Below are 17,782 nucleotides of genomic sequence, written 5' to 3'. Positions count from 1 at the left end.
GGGTTTTGTTTCGGGGGAAATACGTCCGTACGATGCGCACGACGCACGCCCTCACGGTGGGCGACGCCGCCGACACCGGACTCGCCGACGAGAGCGTGAACCTCGTCGTCACGTCGCCGCCCTACCCCATGATAGAGATGTGGGACGACCTCTTTTCGGCGCGCGACGACGCCGTCGACGCGGCGCTCGACGCGGGCGACGGCGACGCCGCGTTCGAGGCGATGCACGAACAGCTCGACGCCGTCTGGGACGAGGTGGCCCGCGTGCTCGCGCCCGGCGGGGTCGCCTGCGTGAACGTCGGTGACGCGACCCGGAGCCTCGACGGGTCGTTTCGCCAGTACCCCAACCACGCCCGCGTGCTCACGGCGCTCAGCGAGCGCGGACTGACGCCGCTTCCGGACGCCGTCTGGCGGAAGCCGACGAACCGCCTGACGAAGTTCATGGGGTCGGGGACGCTCCCGACGAACGCCTACGTCACCCTCGAACACGAGTACGTGCTGGTGGTTCGGAAGGGCGACCCGCGGTCGTTCCCGCCGGGCGACGACCGGCGCTACGAGAGCGCCTTCTTCTGGGAGGAGCGCAACCGCTGGTTCTCCGACCTCTGGGAGTTCGGCGGGACCGACCAGCGCCTCGATTCGGGGGCCAGAGAGCGCTCGGCGGCGTTTCCCGTCGAACTGCCGCTGCGCCTGATTCGGATGTACTCGGTCTACGGCGACACCGTCTTCGACCCCTTCGTCGGCACCGGGACCACGACGCTCGCGGCCATGCTCGCCGGCCGGGACTCCGTCGGCTACGACCTCGACGCCGACCTCGTCTCGGGGTTCGAACGCCGACTCGACGACCTCCCGGAACGCTCGCGCGCGGAGGTCGAACGCCGACTCGACGCCCACCGCGAGTTCGTCGCCGGCCGCGACGAGCCACCCGGTCACGACGCCGAACACTACGACTTCCCGGTCGTGACGAAACAGGAGCGCCGCATCCGTCTGTACCGAGTGTCGTCGGTCGAGGCGTCGGCCGACGGCGCGAACCGCGAGTTCGCCGTCGAACACGAGCCGTTCGACGGGACCGAGGCGGCCGCGGCGTCGGAGCGCTCCGAACCCTCGGAAGACGCGACGACGACCGACTGAGGTCGAACAACTCGAATTCGAGAGTTTCAGACGCCATCGGCGGGATTCGGTAGTGAGTTGCTGACTGTCCGACAATCCAGACGTTTAAGAGCGCGGACGACGACGCCAACGAACGATGCCCGATGCTCGTCGTCGCGCGTTCGTCGCCGCCCTCGTCGGCGTGGTTGGTGCCTCGCTCGGAATCGCCGGGGCGGGCCACGTCTACCTCCGCGAGTGGCGACGCGCAATCGCGTGGTTCACCTTCGTCGTCGGCGCGGGACTGGTGTTGCTCTCGACGTTCACCGACCCGGCGACCGTGACGGTGGACTCGCTTCCCAGAGAGGTGCTGTTCCCCGTCCTCGGACTGCTGTTTCTGAGCGCGCTCGACGCCTACCGCGTCGGAAGCCGCCCGCGCGGCCGCAACGCGAACGGCGAGCCGACCTGCCCGGTCTGCGGCGGCGAACTCGACCGGAACCTCGACTTCTGTCCGTGGTGTGCGACGGAGCTCGAATGGTACACGGTCGAAGGATAGAGAACGTCGACGAACGCCCGCCGCTGCGCGCGACGCTGCGTTCGAGTCCGAAAAAACGCGTTCCGTCCGTTACTTCTCGATGATGCTCTCTTCGACAGCCTCACCGAAGTGGCGCGCCGTGTCTTCGTAGTAGATGAGCATCTCGTCGCCGGGTTCGAGGTCGGTGACCGCGGTCCGACCCTCTCGGGTGTGGACCTTGATTGTCTCGGCGTTCTGGAGGAGCGTCGTGACGCGGTCGCCCTCGTAGTCCGCGGAGATGCGGAACATCGGCCGCTTTTCGATTTTCACGCGCCCGACGATGGCCTCGCGGGTGTTGCCGTTCGTGTCGATGAGCTGTACCTCGTCGCCGCTTTCGAGTTCGGAGAGGTAGACCGTGCCGCCGTCGGGGGTCCGCGCGTAGGCGTGGACCGCGCCGGCGTTGACTCTAAACGGCCGAGACGCGACGTACGGAGACTTCGCCGTCTCGGCGTGGACGAAGAACAGGCCGCGGGCCATCGAGCCGACGAGCATCCCCTCGTCGTGGTCCATAATCGTGCCCGTATCGACGCAGACGCGGTCGGCCATGCCCGTGCGTTCGACCTCCGTGACCTCGGCCCAGACGAGGTCGAGCGACTCGCGTTCGGCCTCGTCGCGGACCTCGACGGTCTTTCGAATCTCGTCGGGGTCGTCGCTGTCGAGGAGGACGCCGTCGGAGCCGAGTTCGAGCGTCTCGAAGGCGGTCTTGGCCTCCTCGGCGGTCGTGACGCCCGCGATGAGGTCGGTCTCCTCGCCGATGCGGGCGATGAGGTTCTCCAGCGGGATGATGGTCCAGTCCTCGCCGATGACGATGGTGTAATCGCCGTCGCGGGCGGCCTCCTCGGCGAACGCCTCGTAGTCCTTGCTCAGGATGCGGACGTACGAGCCGTTTGCGAGGTCGTCGCCGCGGCGGAGCGTCGTCAGGTCGGCAGACCCGGAGAAGTCCGAGGGGAGTTCGACGGTCGCGTCGCCCTCGCCGTCCTTGCCGACGATGTAGGCGTCGGCGAGCGCCGGGGGCTCGGCGTCGTCTTCCTCTGCTTCCATCACGTGGACGTCCGCGTCGGTCCGGAACGCGGCGACGTTGACGTCGCCGAGTTCGCGCACCCGCTCGACGTCGGCCTCGTCGACGAGGACCCAGTCGACGCCGGCTTCCAGTCCGGCCGTGATGCGTCGCTTCCGCGTCTCCCAGTCGCCGACCGCGTCGTCGGCTTTGAGCCAGACGCTTCGTGTCATTATCGACTTCACTCGGTGGGCGGGCTTGAACGTGGCGAATGAACCAACGGACGGCGAGCGGATAGCGAACGGACAGCGACGGGCCGGGACGCTTGAGCGCCCCACCAGAATTCCATATCGCGCTATACGATTTATTAGAGTGGATTCAGGGCAGAATCGACGGTCGGACGACGATTCCAACCGCCGACGCGAGTCGAGCGAGAGCGGCGACTCGCCTCACTCAGTTACTCTCAACTCCCACCGAGTCGGCGGTTTGGTCGTCCCGACTCGGGTCAGTGTGCCTGCAACCTCGAAAGACAGCAGGTCGCGCGTGACTCGTGAATGCGTCGTCATCGGTGTTTCTGTCATCGAGCTCGCCAATCCACGGAAATAGAACACAGCGGCCACACCGAATCAACCGCCGACACACGAGAGCGACGACGGAGGCGATTCGTCAGCACCGACACACCCGTCCGAGAAGGTCGCTGAAATGGACCGCGTGGGACCCCGTCTCGGGTGTAGAACTCCGGGGTTCGAGGCTAGAAGACGGGGGTCGCGGCCGGTCGAACGTCGTTCTCTCACTCTATCCGCGGAATCCGACAACGACCGGCCAGACAACTGAACCGCGTCACGAACGCGGTTTCGCGAACGACGCGTCAGAACCTGGAGAAACCGATTCTTGGGTGCGCGCACGGCGCTCGCACCACACCGACCACGACAGCGCCCGGCCGGTTCGACAGTTAATAAACCGATTACGGCGATATGAAATCAGTCAAATCGGTCCAGTCCCGTCTGGACCGCGCCGCGCTCGTGGTCGAGAAGCGCGCGCTTCAGAGCGACGCCGCCGGCCGCGGAGAAGCCGCCGAGGGAGTCCGCGCCGACGACGCGGTGGCACGGGACGACGAGCGGGACCGGGTTCCGTCCGCAGGCCTGTCCGACGGCGACCGCGTGGCTGTCGAGTTCGGCCGCAACCTCGCCGTACGTTCGGGTCTCGCCGTACGGAATCGACGCCATCACGCGCATCACGTCGCCGGTAAAGGAGTCGGGAAATCGCACGTCAACGTCGAACTCGCGGCGCTCCCCGCGTTCGTACTCGACGAGTTGGTTTCGGAGCGAGTCGGCAGCACAGTCGATACGTCGGTCGTCTACCTCGACCGCGAACCCCCACATGGTGACGCGCATGGGTAGCGTTCGCGCTCGGCGGGTATCTAGTTGTAGGCCAGCGGTGTCGGGAAAACAGAACCCCGTCGGAACGCCGCGAATCGCGAGTCGCGTTACGCCTCGATGCCGAGCCCGGCGCGTTCGAGCGCGGTGTCCACATCTGCGTCGTCGTGGATGACGGCGCTGACGGCGCGAGTGATGGCCTCGGGGTTCTCGTGCTGGAAGATGGACCGACCCATGGAGACGCCGGCCGCGCCGGCGTCCATCGTGCCGCGGACCATCTCCACCGTCTCGCGGTCGGTGCCGCGACTGCCGCCGGCGATGACGACCGGCAGGCGCGTGGCCTCGACGACGCGACCGAAGGACTCCGCGTCGCCGCTGTATGCCGTCTTCACCACGTCGGCACCGACCTCCTCGGCGAGGCGGACGGCGTGGGCGAGCGCCTCGGGGTCCTGTTCGTCGATGCCGGGGCCGCGAGCGTAGGACATCGCGAGAACGGGCACGCCGAAGTCGGCGGCGCGAGAACAGAGGTCAGCGAGCTGCGTCATCTGGTCGGGTTCGTAGTCCGAGCCGACGTTGATATGGAAGGAGACGGCGTCGGCACCGACGCGGAGGGCGTCTTCGACGGTTCCGGTGAGTCGCTTGTCGTTTTCGTCCGGGCCGATGTCCGTCGAGCCGTTTACGTGGACGATGTAGCCTTTGCCGTTTTTGTTCGGGTGGACGCGCGGCGCGGTCCCCTTGTGCGTGAGGACGGCGTCAGCGCCGCCGCGCGTGATGCCGTCGATAGTGGATTCGATATCGACGAGGCCCGTGACCGGGCCGAGGGTGATGCCGTGGTCCATCGGGACGATGAGGTATCGCCCGTCTGTGGAGATGCGGTCGAGTCGTGCGGAGAGTCCGATGTCGGTGTTCATGTATGAGAAAGGGTGGCAGAGCAGTTATGTGCGTTCCGGATGCGGTGGGCGTTGCGACGCGCCCGCTACCGCACCGTCTTTGAGTTCGCGGGCGAGCGTTTCGAGTCGGTCCGCGACCGTTTCGGCGTCGTCGCCGTTCTCGTGGCCCTCGGCGACGATGTCGACGAGCGCGCTGCCGACGATGATGCCGTCGGCACCGCTGGCGACGATGCGCTCGGCGTGGTCGCCGCTGCTGATGCCGAAGCCGACCGCCTTGGGCACGTCGTAGTCGGTGAGTCGTTCGAGCGACGAGCCGGTCTGGTCGGAGACGCTCGACTGCGCGCCCGTCGTGCCGAGGCGCGCCTGCACGTAGACGTAGCCCGAGACCTGTTCCATGATTCGGTCGAGGCGCTCGCCGCGGGTCGTCGGCGCGACGATGAACACGAGGTCGAGGCCGAACTCGTCGCAGGCCTCGCGGAGCGGGCCGGCCTCCTCGGCTGGCAGGTCGGGCACGACGAAGCCCTCGATGCCGACTTCGGCGGCCTTCTCGACGAACGGCCGCGGTCCGGGTTCATCGCCGTAGCGATAGATGAGGTTGTAGTAGGTCATACAGACCAGCGGCACCGACACGTCGAGGTCCTCGACGAACTCGAAGAAGCGCGTCGGCGTCATGCCGCCTTCGAGCGACCGAACCACCGCGTTCTGGATGGTCGGCCCCTCGGCGATGGGCTCCGAGAACGGAAGCCCGAGTTCGATGACGTCCGCGCCGCCGCGTTCGAGCGCCTCGACGTATTCGAGCGAGGACTCGTAGTCGGGGTCGCCGGCGGCGAGATAGGGGACGAACGCCGGGCCGTCGGAGAAGGCGTCTTCGAGCGACATCACAGGCCCCCCGTGAACTCGTCCATGTTCGGCGCGATATCGATGTCGCGCTCGTAGGTCTCCTCGATGGCCGATTCGAGGTCTTTGTCGCCGCGACCGGAGACGTTGACCACGACGTACTCGCCGAGGTCGTCCGCGTCCTCGGCGTCGGGCGCGTCGGGACCGACGACCGATTCGAGGTAGCCGAACGCGTGGGCCGACTCCAGCGCGGGGATGATGCCCTCCATCTGCGAGAGCCGGTGGAACGCGGTCAGCGCCGCGTCGTCGTCGACGTTGACGGCGGTGACGCGGCCGGTGTCCACGAGGTGTGCGAGTTCGGGGCCGACGCCGGCGTAGTCGAGGCCGGACGACACCGAGTGCGACTCCATAATCTGGCCGTCGCGGTCCTGCAAGAGCCGGGTGCGCGCGCCGTGGAGAATGCCCTCCGACCCGGTCGTGAGCGACGCCGAGTTGGGCGCGACGCCGGCTTCCTCGTCCACTTCGAGCGTCGAGCCGCCGGCCTCGACGGCGTAGAGCGCGGTCTCCTCGTCGTCGACGAACTCGGCGAACGCGCCCATCGTGTTCGAGCCGCCGCCCGCGCAGGCGACGACGGCGTCGGGGAGCCGGCCGAGTTTCTCTCTGGCCTGCGTGCGGGCCTCCTCGGAGATGACCGACTGGAAGTCCCGAACCATGCTCGGGAACGGGTGCGGGCCGACGACGGAGCCGATGACGTAGTGGGTGTCCTCGACGTTGGTCGCCCAGTCGCGCATCGTCTCGGAGATGGCCTCCTTGAGCGTGCCGCGGCCGACGGTGACGGGGTTCACCTCGGAGCCGTTGAGCTTCATCCGGAAGACGTTGGGGCGCTGGCGGTTGATGTCGCGTTCGCCCATGTAAATCTCGCAGGGCATATCGAGGTGCGCGCAGGCCATCGCCGTGGCGGTGCCGTGCTGGCCCGCGCCGGTCTCGGCGATGATGCGCTCTTTGCCCATGTACTTCGCCAGTAAGACCTGCCCGAGCGCGTTGTTGAGCTTGTGCGCGCCGCCGTGCAGCAGGTCCTCGCGCTTGAGGTAGACCTCGCGGTCGTAGCGCTCCGAGAGTCGGTCCGCGCGCTGGAGGGGCGTCGGTCGCCCGCCGAAGTCCCGCAGTCGCGCGCGGAAGTCGTCCATGAAGCCGTCTTCGTTGTCGAGGACGTACCGCTCGTACGCGTCGGTCAGTTCCTCGATGGCCGGCATGAGTGCCTCGGGAACGTACTGTCCGCCGTAGTCGCCGAATTTGCCGTCTGCGCTCATTGTGTGAGTGTCTCCGTGTTCTGTCGCACGTCGCCGTCCATGATGGCGGTCCCGACGAGGAGGGCGTCGGCACCGGCCTCGCGCATCCGCCGCGCGTCGTCGACCGTCTGCACGCCGCTTTCGGCCACGAGAAGCACGTCCTCGGGCGCTTCGGGCGCGAGTTCCTCGAACGTGCCGAGGTCGACTTCCAGCTTCCCGAGGTCGCGGTTGTTGATGCCGACGATGTCGGCTCCGGCCGCGAGCGCCGCCGTGAACTCCTCGCGCGTGTGGACCTCCACGAGCGGCTGGAAGCCGCGGTCGCGGGCCGCCTCGACGAGGGCCGGGAGGTCCTCGCCGACGAACCGCGCGATGAGGAGCACGAGGTCGGACTCGACGACGTCCAGTTGGGCCTCGTTCATGATGAAGTCCTTGCGGAGCACGGGCACGTCGACGGCCTCGCGGATGCGCCGCAGCGACTCGGCGGAGCCGCCGAAGTGCTCGGGTTCGGTGAGGACCGACAGCGCCGTCGCGCCGCCGGCGACCATCTCGCGGGCCAGTTCGACCGGGTCGTCCTCGCGGACGCCCTCGGTCGTCGGACTCGTGGGCTTCACCTCGGCGATGACGGGGACCCGACCCGCGGCCTCCGTCTCGGCCACGGCCTCGGGGAACGACCGCGCGTCGACCGACACGCGCGTCTCCCCGCCGGGTCGCTCCCGCGCGGCCTCCAAGATGGCACGCACGTCGGGAGCTAATTCGTCTCCACTAGCGTTCATTGATGTACACTAACGCACGTATCTGTACATAAGGCTTGCGTCGGCGGGGACACTCACCGTCTCCGCGTGCGCGCGGGCGAGAGCGCACGGCGAGGTATCGGCCACCCGAACCGAGCGCAGTCACCCCAACCGCACGCGGTCGCCGGAAGGGTCAAGCGTCCGGCGACGGGAGCCGAACGTATGCCCGTCTCGGGAATCTACGCGCGCGAATCGTCCACGCTCGGCCGCCCCGTGCAGGTCGGCGTGGTCAGCGGGAAGGTCATCGACGTCTCGTTTCCGGACTCGCTGCCGGCGGACGCCGAGTCGGACCACGACCACCTCGACGCCGTGTTGGCCGCCATCGACCGGGGCCAGACGGACCTCTCGTCGGTCCCCATCGGACTGACCGTCCCGACCGACCAGCGAAGCGTGCTGGAGTCGCTTCGGAACGTCCCGCGGGGTGACTCGGTCGACGTGGCGCTCCTCGTCCGCATGGCCGGCCTCGACCCCGAGGACGACGACTCGGAGCGCGTCGTCCGCAAGGCGCTCGCGGCGAACCCGGTCCCGGTCGTCGTCCCCGACCACCGCGTGAAAGACGGCCCGAGCGCCGCGCCAGACGACGTGGTCGAGGCGCTCCGGAAGTCCGAAGGAATCTAATTCTGCGGACCGCCCCTCAGAACGGCATCGCGTCGGTCTCGCGGCGGAGCGCGAGGTAGCCGAGCAGGCCGGCGAGGAGGAACAGCGTGCTCGCGAGTCCGACCGACTGGACGCCGGTCGCGAGCTCGGCGAACTGCGAGACGCCGGCGAGGAGGAAGCCGCCGCCGGCGACGTATTTGAGTTGACTGTCGACCGGAATCCGGAGCGTGACGACGCCGAGGAGAACCGCCGTCAGCCCGAAGGCGGCGTCGGCAGCGAGCCGGAGCGTCGGGTTCCCGGTGGCGAACGCCGCGACGACGAGCGCCAGATAACCGATGAGCCCCGCCTGCGTCAACTGCCGCGTGTCGATGTCCATACCGGCTACGCGTGGTGCGGACACTTGAACGCATCCCCGCGCCGCGGCCGCGACGGCGGGTGGTTCGGCGGTCGTCACCGACGCCGACGCAGGGAGACCCCGCTACCAGCCGAACAGTTCGTGGCCCGCGAACTCCAGCGCGTTCACGAGGTAGTGGGCGACGACCACGACCAGCAGGCTCTCGGTGAGGACGAACGCCGCCGCGAGGACGAACCCGAGGAGGCCGGTGACGATGATGCCGAGTCGACCCTGCGCGCCGTGCCCCGCGCCGAAGGCGGCCGACGACACGGCCGCCATGAGCCACGGCGACACGTCGAAGCCGGCGGCGACCGCGCCGACGAGCGCCCCCCGGAACAGCAGTTCCTCGAAGCCGGCGATGAGGGGGAGCGCGACCGCGAACAGGAACACCCAGCCCGCGGTCGTCCGCGGCGTCAGCGACTCGCGGACCGCCTCGTCGGGCGCGATGCCGAACCGCTCGCTGACCGACGAGCCGACCCGGTTCGCCCCGTAGAGCGCGAGCCCGAGTCCGACGCCGATAGCGAGCTTCGTCGGGAGGCCGGTGACGGAGAGGCCGAGCGCCGCGGCCGGCACGCCGGCGTACCACGCGCCGAGGCCGAGGAAGCCGCCGAGGAACGCCTGCGAGAGCGCGACGTTGGCGAGCAGGAGGTGCGGCGGGAGGTCGTCGGCGGACGCGGAGCGCTCCGAGACGGCCGAGGCGGGGCGTGCGGTGACGCCGGGTATCGTCCGGTCGGTCTCGGTCTCACAACCGGCCGCAGCGTCGGGGTCCGCGTCGCGGTCGGCGTCGTCCGCAACGTCGCCCGCCGCGAGCGTCGGCGGCTCGGGTCGCGGCGACGCGTCGGTCGAATCGACCGAAAAAGAGGCCAGCGGGAGGGCGTCGGGGTCGGCCGACTGGTCGGAATCGGCCGGGTCGGCGGGGGTCGAAACCGGGTCGTCCGGCGTACCGACTCGGGAGTCAGTGTCGGAAGCGTCGGGGTCGGAGGCGTCGCCGCGGATAGCGTCGTCGGGCGCGGCGGGCGCGGCGGAGCCGGTTCCCTCAGCGTGCGGGACGCCGCGAGAAAAGTACGCGAGAGAGAGTAAGACGGCGAGGACGAGCCCGGTGAAGCCCGCGAACGCCGCCCAGTCGGTCATCCGGCGTTACTGCGGGCTGGGGCTGGACGGCCCTTTGACGCCCTGCCCCTTGTTGAGGGCGGAGCCGGTGATGCTCTTGAGGCGGTCCACAAGCGAGTCCTTCTCGGGTTCGCCTTCGAGGGCGACGTCGAGGACTTCGCTGATGTGCGAGACGGGGATGATGTCGACCATCTCCTTGTACTCGTCTTCGATCATCACGTCCTGCTCGTTGGCGGCGGGGATGATGACCGTCGAACAGCCGGCCTTCGCGGCGGCCTCGATCTTGTGGGTGACGCCGCCGACCGGGAGCACGTCGCCGCGCACCGACAGCGAGCCGGTCATGGCGACCGACTGGTCGATGGGGATGTCCTCCAGCGCGGAGATGACGGCGGTCGCGACCGTGATGGACGCGGAGTCGCCGTCGACGCCCTGCTGGCCGGTCTGGACGAACTGCACGTGCACGTCCATCTCCGAGAGGTCCTGGTTGGAGAACTTCTTGATGATGGCCGAGACGTTCTGGACGGACTCTTCGGCCATCTCCTTGAGCTGGCCGGTCGCGATGACCTGACCGGGGCCCTGCGAGGGCGTGACTTCGGCCATCACGGGGAGCATGATACCGGAGTCTTCGCCCATGACGGCGAGACCGTTGACGCGGCCGGTGACGAAGCCGTCGTTGACCGACAGCTCGTAGTCCTTGCGCCGCTCGATGTACTGGTCCGCAATCTGCTGCTCGATGGAGCGCGCGCGGCGCTTGGCCTGGAGCACGTGGTCGCGGGTGGTCAGCTCGGCGTTCTCGCCGCGGGCGATGTCGCCGGCGACGCGAACGAGGCCGCCGAGGTTACGGAATTCGAGGGTGAGGTGGCCCTTGCGGCCGGCGCGGCGGCGGGCTTCGAGGATGAGCTCCTCGACCGCCTCCTCGGTGAAGTGCGGGAGCCGGCCGTCGTTGGTGACCTCCTGGGCCACGAAGCGCGCGTACTTGCGGCGCATCTCGGGGGTGTCCTCGATGGTGTCGTCCATGTACACCTCGTAGCCGTAGCCCTTGATACGGGAGCGGAGCGCGGGGTGCATGTTCTCCATCGCGTCGAGGTTCCCGGCAGCAATCATGATGAAGTCCGTCGGGACGGGCTCGGTCTGGACCATCGCGCCCGAGGAGCGCTCGGACTGGCCCGTGATGGAGAACTCGCCCTCCTGGATGGCCGTCATCAGGTGCTGCTGGCTGCGCACGTCGAGCGTGTTGATCTCGTCGACGAACAGGACGCCCTTGTTCGACTTGTGAATCGCGCCGGGTTCGACGCGGTCGTGGCTGGGCGTCTCCATGCCGCCGGACTGGAACGGGTCGTGGCGGACGTCGCCGAGGAGCGCACCCGCGTGAGCGCCCGTCGCGTCCTGGAACGGCGCGGACTTCTGGTCGGCGTTGTTCACGATGAGGTTCGGAATCATCGCGTCGCTGCCGCGCGAGCCGTAGCGGAACGCGAGATAGATGATACCCGCGGCGAGGATGCCGAGCAGGACCTGCTGGGCGATGATGAGCGAGTAGCCCAGCACGACCGCGATAATAATCCACATGAGGAACGAGCGCATCTGATTGCGCTTGCGTGCCTCCTCTTTGTGCGCCTCGACGATCTGGTCACCTTTGCCCGCGGGGACCGTGCGGACCTTGGGGCGATTGCCGTCGTCGGGGTTGTGGTAGACGAGCACGTCCTGGAGCTCCTCGCGGGGGAGAAGCTCGGACATCGCCTTGGCGAGCATCGACTTCCCCGTCCCCGGGGAGCCGATCATCATGACGTGGCGGCGCTGCTTGGCCGCCTTCATGATGACGTCGCGGGCGTGTTCCTGCCCGATAACCTGGTCGACGAGGCGGTCCGGGACGGGAATCTCGTCGGTCGTCTCTATCTGGAGACCACCGAGGAGGTCGTTCTCGTCCACGTTCTCGGCCACGTCGGCGTCGATTTCGACATCGCTCCCGAGGTCGTCGATCGTCTTCTTGTCGACCTCTTCGGCCTCGTCGTGCTGGAGCGACCCCCCGTCGTCGATACCCTCTTCCGAGGGCGCGTCGTCGGGTGAATCCTCCCGCTCGTGGAGGCTGTCGTCGGTGTTCGTATCGTTACTCATAGAACTGTCGTCGCTACTTCTAACGTAGGCCCTGCGACTGATATACTTTCTCCCCGTCACCATCCGGTGGCTCTTGCCGTAATCTCGCGTTTCGACCTTCCTACCACCAGAATACCGGAGTTCTCCGAACTCGGCGTATTTATAAGTAATCCGGACTAACGCCCGACGCATGCGGGGGTTCTACATCGGCCGGTTTCAGCCGTACCACAACGGCCACCACCGAATGGTCGAAGAGATTGCCGCCGAGGTCGACGAGCTCGTCCTCGGTATCGGGTCCGCGGGCGACTCCCACTCGCCGCGGAACCCGTTCACCGCGGGCGAACGAATCATGATGGTCAACAAGGCCGTCTCGGATTTCGACATCACGACCTACGCGGTCCCCATCGAGGACCTCGACCGCAACTCGGTGTGGGTCAGCCACGTCCAGTCGATGTCCCCCGCGTTCGAGGTGGCGTACTCCAACAACCCGCTCGTCATCCAACTGTTCACGGAGGCGGGCGTCGAAGTCCACCAATCGCCCATGTTCAACCGCGAGGTGCTAGAGGGCACGGAGGTCCGCCAGCGCATGATAGAAGACCGCGACTGGGAGTCGCTCGTCCCCGACGAGGTGGCCGACGTGGTCCGCGAAATCGACGGCATCGAGCGCCTCCAGCGCGTCACGGCCACCGACGGGGCCGAGCGCGTCGACGACGACGAGGACCCCAACCCCTGTTGAGATGATTACGCTCGCGTCCGACTTCGGGCTCGCGTACCCCGCCGCGATGAAGGGCGTCGTCCTCTCGCGGACCGACGCGCGACTCGTGGACGTGGCCCACGACCTCCCGCGACAGGACGTTCGCGCGGCCGCCTTCTGGCTCCGCGAGACGCTTCCGTACTTCCCGCCCGCGGTCCACCTCGTCGTGGTCGACCCCGGCGTCGGCACCGACCGCCGCGCGGTCGTCCTCCGGGTTGGCGACCACGTCTTCGTCGGTCCCGACAACGGCGTCCTTCGTCCGCCGGCGAGGCGCGTGGCCGCCGAACTCGACGACGACGCGCCCGTCGAAGCCTACGAAATCGACGTTCCGAACCCCGAGTCGACGACCTTCCACGGGCGGGACGTGTTCGCGCCCGCGGCCGCCGACGCCCACGTCGCGGGCGCGTCGGCGCTGGAGTCGGTCGACAGATTCGAGCCGGTACCCGTCGACTCGCTCGCCGAGTGCCGCTTCCCCGAGGCGGCCGTCTCGGCCGACGGCCGCGAGGCGACCGGCGAGGTGCTCGTCGTCGACGACTTCGGTAACTGCATCACCAACGTCCCGGGCGAATTCGTCCGCGACGCGGCGGGCGAGACCGTCTCGGTGAACGGCGAGTCGGTTCCGGTCGGTCGCACGTTCGAGGCTGTCCCGCGCGGCGAGAAACTGCTCACCGTCGGCAGTCACGGCAACGTCGAGTGCGACGTGAACCACGGCCGCGGCGACGAGGCGTTCGGCCTCGCGCCCGGCGACCGCGTCGAACTCCGGGTCGACTGATGGGCGTCGCCGCGCTCGTGTCCCTTTCTGTGTCCGCTCCCGCCGCGGTCGCCGTCCCCGAAATCGACCCCTTCGCGGTGATGAACGTCGTCGGTCTCCTCGCGTTCGCGGTCGCCGGCGCGCTCAAGGCCGCCGAAGCCGGTCTCGACGTGTTCGGGGTCTCCGTGCTCGGCATCGTGACCGCCCTCGGCGGCGGGACGACCCGCGACGTGCTCGTCGACCGGCTGCCGGCCTCGCTCGCGGGGACGTGGGACATGAGCGTCGCGCTCGTCGGCGTCGCCCTCGCAATCGTCCTCATCCACTCGATGGAGGGGCGCGTGCGCGACCACCCGGCGTTTCTGACCACCGACGCAGTCGGGCTGTCGGCGTTCGCGGCGACCGGCGCGCTCGTCGGCGTCGACGCCGGCGTCACGTCGTTCGGCGTCGTCATCCTCGCCACCATCACGGCCGTCGGCGGCGGCTCCATCGCCGACATCCTCATCGGGCGCGTGCCGGTCGTCCTCCGCGACGACTTCTACGCGACGCCCGCCGTCGTCGGCGGCCTCGCCTTCCTCGCGGCCCGCGCGGTCGGCGCGCCGACCGGCGTTCCCTCGGGGCTGTGCGCCGCGGTCGTCTTCTCGGTTCGGGTGCTCGCGCTCCGCTACGACTGGCGGCTCCCGCGGGTCTGAGGCGGGGCTGGGAGACCACCGGGAACGGAATCCCTACAACTCGTTTTCGACGCGTCGTTCCGCCGACCGAACCTCGCTTGCGATGCTCTCGCGCTCGAAGTAGAGCACCTCGACGCCGACGACGACCACGGCGAGCGCGAGGACGGTCCAGAACGTCCCGCGCTCGGCGTCGAACAGGTGCCACAGGAGCGCGGCCGCCGAGCTAACTCCGCCGACGGTCCCGACGGCGGGAATCACGGCCGTCGCGAGGTCCTCGCGCTCCCGGAACGCGAGAAACGAGAGGCCGCCGAAGATGCTGATGAACGCGAGCGACGCGAACGAACTGATGGCGTCGAGGCTCCCGAGAAAGGCGAACCCGGCGGCGAGCACGCCGAGCGTCGCGAGCGGGCGAACCGGCTCGTCGGCGGACGCGTCGCGGAGGCGACTCGGGAGCAGGTCGTCGGCGACGAGGCGCTTCGAGAGCCGCGCGGAGCTGAACAGCGTGGCGTTGATGGCGCTCCCCGTCGAAAACAGCGCCGCGACGGAGATGAGGACGAACCCGGCCTGCCCGAGGAACGGCCGGGCGGCGACCGCGAGGGCGGTCTCGGCGTGCTGTTGGATGGCGTCGATGCCGGCGAGGTTGGTCGTGACGAGCGCGACCATGATGTACAGCCCCGTCGCGCCCGCGATGGAGATGTAAATCGCCTTTCTGACGGTCTCGCGGGGGTCGGCGATGTTCTCCTGGTCGAACAGCAGGAGCTCCCAGCCCTCGAAGGCGACGAAGGAGACGGCGGCGGCGACGAGCGGGCCGATACCGAGGTTCGACAGGCCAAAGGAGAGGCCGCCGTGGGTCGCGCCGTAGGCGACGCCGCCGACGCCGAACACGAGCAGGATGGCGACCTTGAGGCCGACCAGAACGTCTTCGGCCCGCCCCGAGGCGTGCGCCCCGAAGACGTTGAGGCTCACGAACGCGGCGACGGTGAGCGCGGAGACGAACGGCTGTATCGAGACCGACGCGACCGTCGAGACGCCGGTGAGTTCGACGAAGTAACCGCCGAAGGCGTAGGCGTACATCGCCATCGTCCCGACGTAGCCGAAGACGAACGTCCAGCCCACGACGCCCGCGAGCGTGGTGTTGTCGTCGGTGAAGCGCTCGACGTAGCCGACGGGCGACCGCGGCGACTCGCACAGCCCGTTCAGTCGGAGCAGCGAGTAGCCGGCACAGGCCGCGAGCACGCCGGCGACGACGAACGCCGCCCACGCGAGCGTCCCGGCCGCGCCGGCGACGACGCCGAGCACGGCGAAGATGCCGCCGCCGACCATGCCCCCGATCGCCATCGACACGGCTTCCGGAAGCCCGACTTCGTCGGACATGGCGTGCAGTTCGACGCTCGCGACGGAAGAACGTAGCGGCCAGTTGAGAGGTATTATTCGGCGGCGCGGCTCCGGAGAGAGTGGCTGTGGGCGGCACGACCGCGAAAAGCGACACGAAGTGGCCCGGCGGCGGGAGCGCCGCCGGAGATGGGTTTGATGGGGGGAGTGCGTTCTGCGAGCGGAGCGATTACTTGGCGGCGATGACGTCGTCGATGCGCACGATCATCGTCGCGGCCTCGGTCGCGGACTCGATGGCTTCGCGCTTGACCGCGACGGGGTCGATGACGCCGAGTTCGACGGGGTCACCGATTTCGCCGGAGCGGCCCGAGGAGATGATGCCGGCGAGGCCCTCGTTCTCGTAGCGGGCGCGGAGGTCGACGAGCGCGTCGATGGGGTCCATGCCGGTGTTCTCCGCGAGGGTGCGCGGGAGCGCCTCGACGGCGTCGGCGTAGGCTTCGACGGCCAGCTGCTTGCGGCCCTCGATGCCGGCGGCCTCCGAGCGGATGCGGTCGGCGATGGCGATTTCGGTCGCGCCCGCGCCGGGGACGACGCCGCCCTTGTCGATGGCGGCGACGACCACGTCGACGGCGTCTTCGATGGCGCGTTCGAGTTCGTCGACGACGTGTTCGGTGCCGCCGCGGAGGAACAGCGTGACGGCCTTGGCCGCCGCGCCGCCCTCGACGAACGCGAGGTCGTCGTCACCGAAGCTGCGGATGCTGACGGCGTCGACGCGGCCGAGGTCAGACTCGTCGAGGTCCGAAAGCGAGCCGAGGCGCTTCGCGCCGGTCGCGCGGGCGAGGGCCCGGGCGTCGGACTTCTTCACGCTCTTGAACGCGAGGATGCCCGCGTCAGCGAGGAAGCCCGCGACGCGGTCGTCGATGGACTTGGTGCAGAACACCACGTCGACGCCGGCGTCCGCGAGCGCCTTCGCGTAGCCGCGGAGTTCGCTGTCCTCGGCGTCGATAGCGGCGGTAAGCTGGTCGACGGAGGTGATGTTGTACTCGGTGTCGACCTCGCTCTTGCGCACGTCGAGTTTCATGTCGAGGACCGCGACGGTCGCGTCGGAGACGGACCGCGGCATGTTCTCGTTGACGGGCTCCTTGTCGAGGACGACGCCCTCGACGAGTTCGGTCGCCGAGGAGGACGCGCCCGTGCGGGTGAGCACGCGAACATCGTCGCGGTGGAACACACCGTTGTCGTCTTCGTGGACCATCTGGACCGCCTTGACGACGTGTTTGGCGAGCACGTCGGCGGTCACGTCGCCGGTGCCCTTGCCGGTCATGGAGGACTCAGCGACCTTCCGGAGCAGGTCGTCGTCGAGCGTCACGTCGAGAACCATGTCGTCGATGGCGTCCTGGGCGATGCGGGCGGCCTCGGTGTAGCCCTCGACGATGACCGTCGGGTGGAGGTCGTCGTCGAGGAGGTCCTCGGCGTGCGCGAGGAGTTCGCCGGTGAGGACGGCCGCGGTGGTCGTGCCGTCGCCGACTTCCTCCTCTTGGGTCTGGGAGACTTCGACGAGCATCTGCGCGGCGGGGTGCTCGATGTCCATCTTCTCCAGAATGGTCGCGCCGTCGTTCGTGATGACGACCTCGCCCGAGGAGTCGACGAGCATCTTGTCCATGCCGCGTGGCCCGAGTGTGGTCCGTACGGCTTCGGCGACCGCCTTTCCGGCGCGGATGTTGGAGTCCTGCGCTGAGCGGCCGTGCGTTCGGTTCGTCCCCTCTGCGAGAATGTATAACGGTTGCTGCATTCGTGAAGCCATGTTGAAACCTCAACCGCTATCAACGATTGCAGTTCTATAAATACGTTTCGCCGGGAGTGAGCTACGAAATCGCACGACAGGGCGACGGTTTTCGAATCTCGTCCGAGGTGTCAACGGCCCGAATCAGCGACCGGGCGAGGTTCCGTCGAAACGGGCGCAGGGCTACTCGTCGAGCGGGTGGACGGTCAGCGTCCCGTCACCGAACAGCGAGACGAGGTGGCCCGCGTACTGGAACGAGAACCGCCGAGACGGGTCGTGAGAGGGGTGAAAGAGAACGTCGAGGGCTTCGGGGTCGACGCCGATGTCCGAGAGCGGCGGGAGTTCGAGTGGGCTGAGTTCCGTGGCCGTCGCGACCGCCGAGGCGATGGCGACCGCCACCTCGTCGTACCGGTCGACGGAGGTGGTTACCACGGACCCAACTCCATCTTCGAACGGGTCGTCCATA

18 protein-coding genes are annotated in these 17,782 nt (G+C 68.4%); 6 read left to right on the top strand and 12 right to left on the bottom strand.

Annotated elements, in window-relative coordinates:
* Positions 1-32 precede the first annotated feature (32 nt).
* Positions 33-1,127 (top strand): site-specific DNA-methyltransferase, encoded by a 1,095-nt coding sequence (locus E4P24_RS04345; protein ID WP_115802284.1) that lies wholly within the window; start codon positions 33-35, stop codon positions 1,125-1,127.
* A gap of 115 nt (positions 1,128-1,242) precedes the next feature.
* Positions 1,243-1,638 carry a hypothetical protein gene (locus E4P24_RS04340; RefSeq protein WP_004064351.1) on the top strand — a complete coding sequence of 132 codons (396 nt, stop codon included), beginning with the start codon at positions 1,243-1,245 and terminating at the stop codon, positions 1,636-1,638.
* A 69-nt stretch (positions 1,639-1,707) separates the two neighbouring features.
* On the opposite strand, the gene E4P24_RS04335 is transcribed toward E4P24_RS04340, so the two are convergent.
* The 6 genes from E4P24_RS04335 to trpC all read right to left on the bottom strand — a co-directional run bounded on the left by E4P24_RS04335 (position 1,708) and on the right by trpC (position 7,818).
* Positions 1,708-2,886 carry a 3-dehydroquinate synthase II gene (locus E4P24_RS04335; RefSeq protein ID WP_004064352.1) on the bottom strand — a complete coding sequence of 393 codons (1,179 nt, stop codon included), beginning with the start codon at positions 2,884-2,886 and terminating at the stop codon, positions 1,708-1,710.
* A 747-nt stretch (positions 2,887-3,633) separates the two neighbouring features.
* Entirely contained in the window at positions 3,634-4,047 is a 414-nt protein-coding gene (locus E4P24_RS04330) for a methylated-DNA--[protein]-cysteine S-methyltransferase (protein ID WP_115860259.1), read from the bottom strand.
* Positions 4,048-4,139: 92 nt separating this feature from the next.
* Positions 4,140-4,940 (bottom strand): 2-amino-3,7-dideoxy-D-threo-hept-6-ulosonate synthase, encoded by an 801-nt coding sequence (locus E4P24_RS04325; protein WP_004064354.1) that lies wholly within the window; start codon positions 4,938-4,940, stop codon positions 4,140-4,142.
* A gap of 24 nt (positions 4,941-4,964) precedes the next feature.
* Positions 4,965-5,798, bottom strand: coding sequence for a tryptophan synthase subunit alpha (trpA, locus tag E4P24_RS04320; protein WP_008605926.1), 834 nt, complete (start codon positions 5,796-5,798; stop codon positions 4,965-4,967).
* Positions 5,798-7,066, bottom strand: a complete 1,269-nt coding sequence (gene trpB, locus E4P24_RS04315; RefSeq protein WP_188148166.1) for a tryptophan synthase subunit beta — start codon at positions 7,064-7,066, stop codon at positions 5,798-5,800. The genes trpA and trpB overlap by 1 nt, the downstream gene beginning before the upstream one ends.
* Entirely contained in the window at positions 7,063-7,818 is a 756-nt protein-coding gene (trpC, locus tag E4P24_RS04310) for an indole-3-glycerol phosphate synthase (RefSeq protein ID WP_223173884.1), read from the bottom strand. The genes trpB and trpC overlap by 4 nt, the downstream gene beginning before the upstream one ends.
* 180 nt (positions 7,819-7,998) lie before the next feature.
* On the opposite strand from trpC, the gene E4P24_RS04305 reads away from it, so the two are divergent.
* Positions 7,999-8,454, top strand: coding sequence for an MGMT family protein (locus E4P24_RS04305; RefSeq protein WP_115860263.1), 456 nt, complete (start codon positions 7,999-8,001; stop codon positions 8,452-8,454).
* A 16-nt stretch (positions 8,455-8,470) separates the two neighbouring features.
* Here E4P24_RS04305 and E4P24_RS04300 read toward each other — a convergent pair whose 3' ends face one another.
* The 3 genes from E4P24_RS04300 to lonB all read right to left on the bottom strand — a co-directional run bounded on the left by E4P24_RS04300 (position 8,471) and on the right by lonB (position 12,049).
* Entirely contained in the window at positions 8,471-8,809 is a 339-nt protein-coding gene (locus E4P24_RS04300) for a hypothetical protein (RefSeq protein ID WP_004044152.1), read from the bottom strand.
* A 102-nt stretch (positions 8,810-8,911) separates the two neighbouring features.
* On the bottom strand, positions 8,912-9,958 hold the full coding sequence (locus tag E4P24_RS04295) for a type II CAAX prenyl endopeptidase Rce1 family protein (RefSeq protein ID WP_188148165.1): 1,047 nt from the start codon (positions 9,956-9,958) through the stop codon (positions 8,912-8,914).
* 6 nt (positions 9,959-9,964) lie between these two features.
* Positions 9,965-12,049, bottom strand: coding sequence for an ATP-dependent protease LonB (gene lonB, locus E4P24_RS04290; RefSeq protein ID WP_004064360.1), 2,085 nt, complete (start codon positions 12,047-12,049; stop codon positions 9,965-9,967).
* Between the two features lie 169 nt (positions 12,050-12,218).
* Here lonB and E4P24_RS04285 point away from each other — a divergent pair, with 169 nt between their 5' ends.
* Genes E4P24_RS04285 through E4P24_RS04275 form a run of 3 tightly spaced genes read left to right on the top strand, consistent with a single transcriptional unit; the run spans position 12,219 to position 14,222 of the window.
* Positions 12,219-12,764 (top strand): nicotinamide-nucleotide adenylyltransferase, encoded by a 546-nt coding sequence (locus E4P24_RS04285; protein ID WP_006600584.1) that lies wholly within the window; start codon positions 12,219-12,221, stop codon positions 12,762-12,764.
* 1 nt (position 12,765) lies between these two features.
* The gene (locus E4P24_RS04280; RefSeq protein WP_188148164.1) at positions 12,766-13,554 is read left to right on the top strand and encodes an S-adenosyl-l-methionine hydroxide adenosyltransferase family protein; all 789 of its coding nucleotides are present in this window, start codon (positions 12,766-12,768) and stop codon (positions 13,552-13,554) included.
* A complete protein-coding gene (locus E4P24_RS04275) occupies positions 13,554-14,222 on the top strand; it encodes a trimeric intracellular cation channel family protein (RefSeq protein ID WP_188148163.1) in 669 nt (222 codons plus the stop codon). The genes E4P24_RS04280 and E4P24_RS04275 overlap by 1 nt, the downstream gene beginning before the upstream one ends.
* 33 nt (positions 14,223-14,255) lie before the next feature.
* On the opposite strand, the gene E4P24_RS04270 is transcribed toward E4P24_RS04275, so the two are convergent.
* From E4P24_RS04270 to E4P24_RS04260, 3 genes are all read right to left on the bottom strand, one after another.
* Positions 14,256-15,575: an APC family permease gene (locus E4P24_RS04270; RefSeq protein ID WP_115860267.1), complete on the bottom strand. Its 1,320-nt coding sequence runs from the start codon at positions 15,573-15,575 to the stop codon at positions 14,256-14,258.
* A gap of 187 nt (positions 15,576-15,762) precedes the next feature.
* Positions 15,763-17,325 carry a thermosome subunit alpha gene (thsA, locus tag E4P24_RS04265; RefSeq protein ID WP_008607594.1) on the bottom strand — a complete coding sequence of 521 codons (1,563 nt, stop codon included), beginning with the start codon at positions 17,323-17,325 and terminating at the stop codon, positions 15,763-15,765.
* 174 nt (positions 17,326-17,499) lie between these two features.
* Positions 17,500-17,781, bottom strand: a complete 282-nt coding sequence (locus E4P24_RS04260; RefSeq protein ID WP_004064366.1) for a HalOD1 output domain-containing protein — start codon at positions 17,779-17,781, stop codon at positions 17,500-17,502.
* Position 17,782 lies beyond the last annotated feature (1 nt).

The organism is Haloferax sp. AS1, from assembly GCF_014530665.1.
Classification (GTDB): domain Archaea; phylum Halobacteriota; class Halobacteria; order Halobacteriales; family Haloferacaceae; genus Haloferax; species Haloferax volcanii.
The sequence above is the reverse complement of the archived record's forward strand: the minus strand, read 5'-3'. Positions and strand labels throughout refer to the sequence as shown.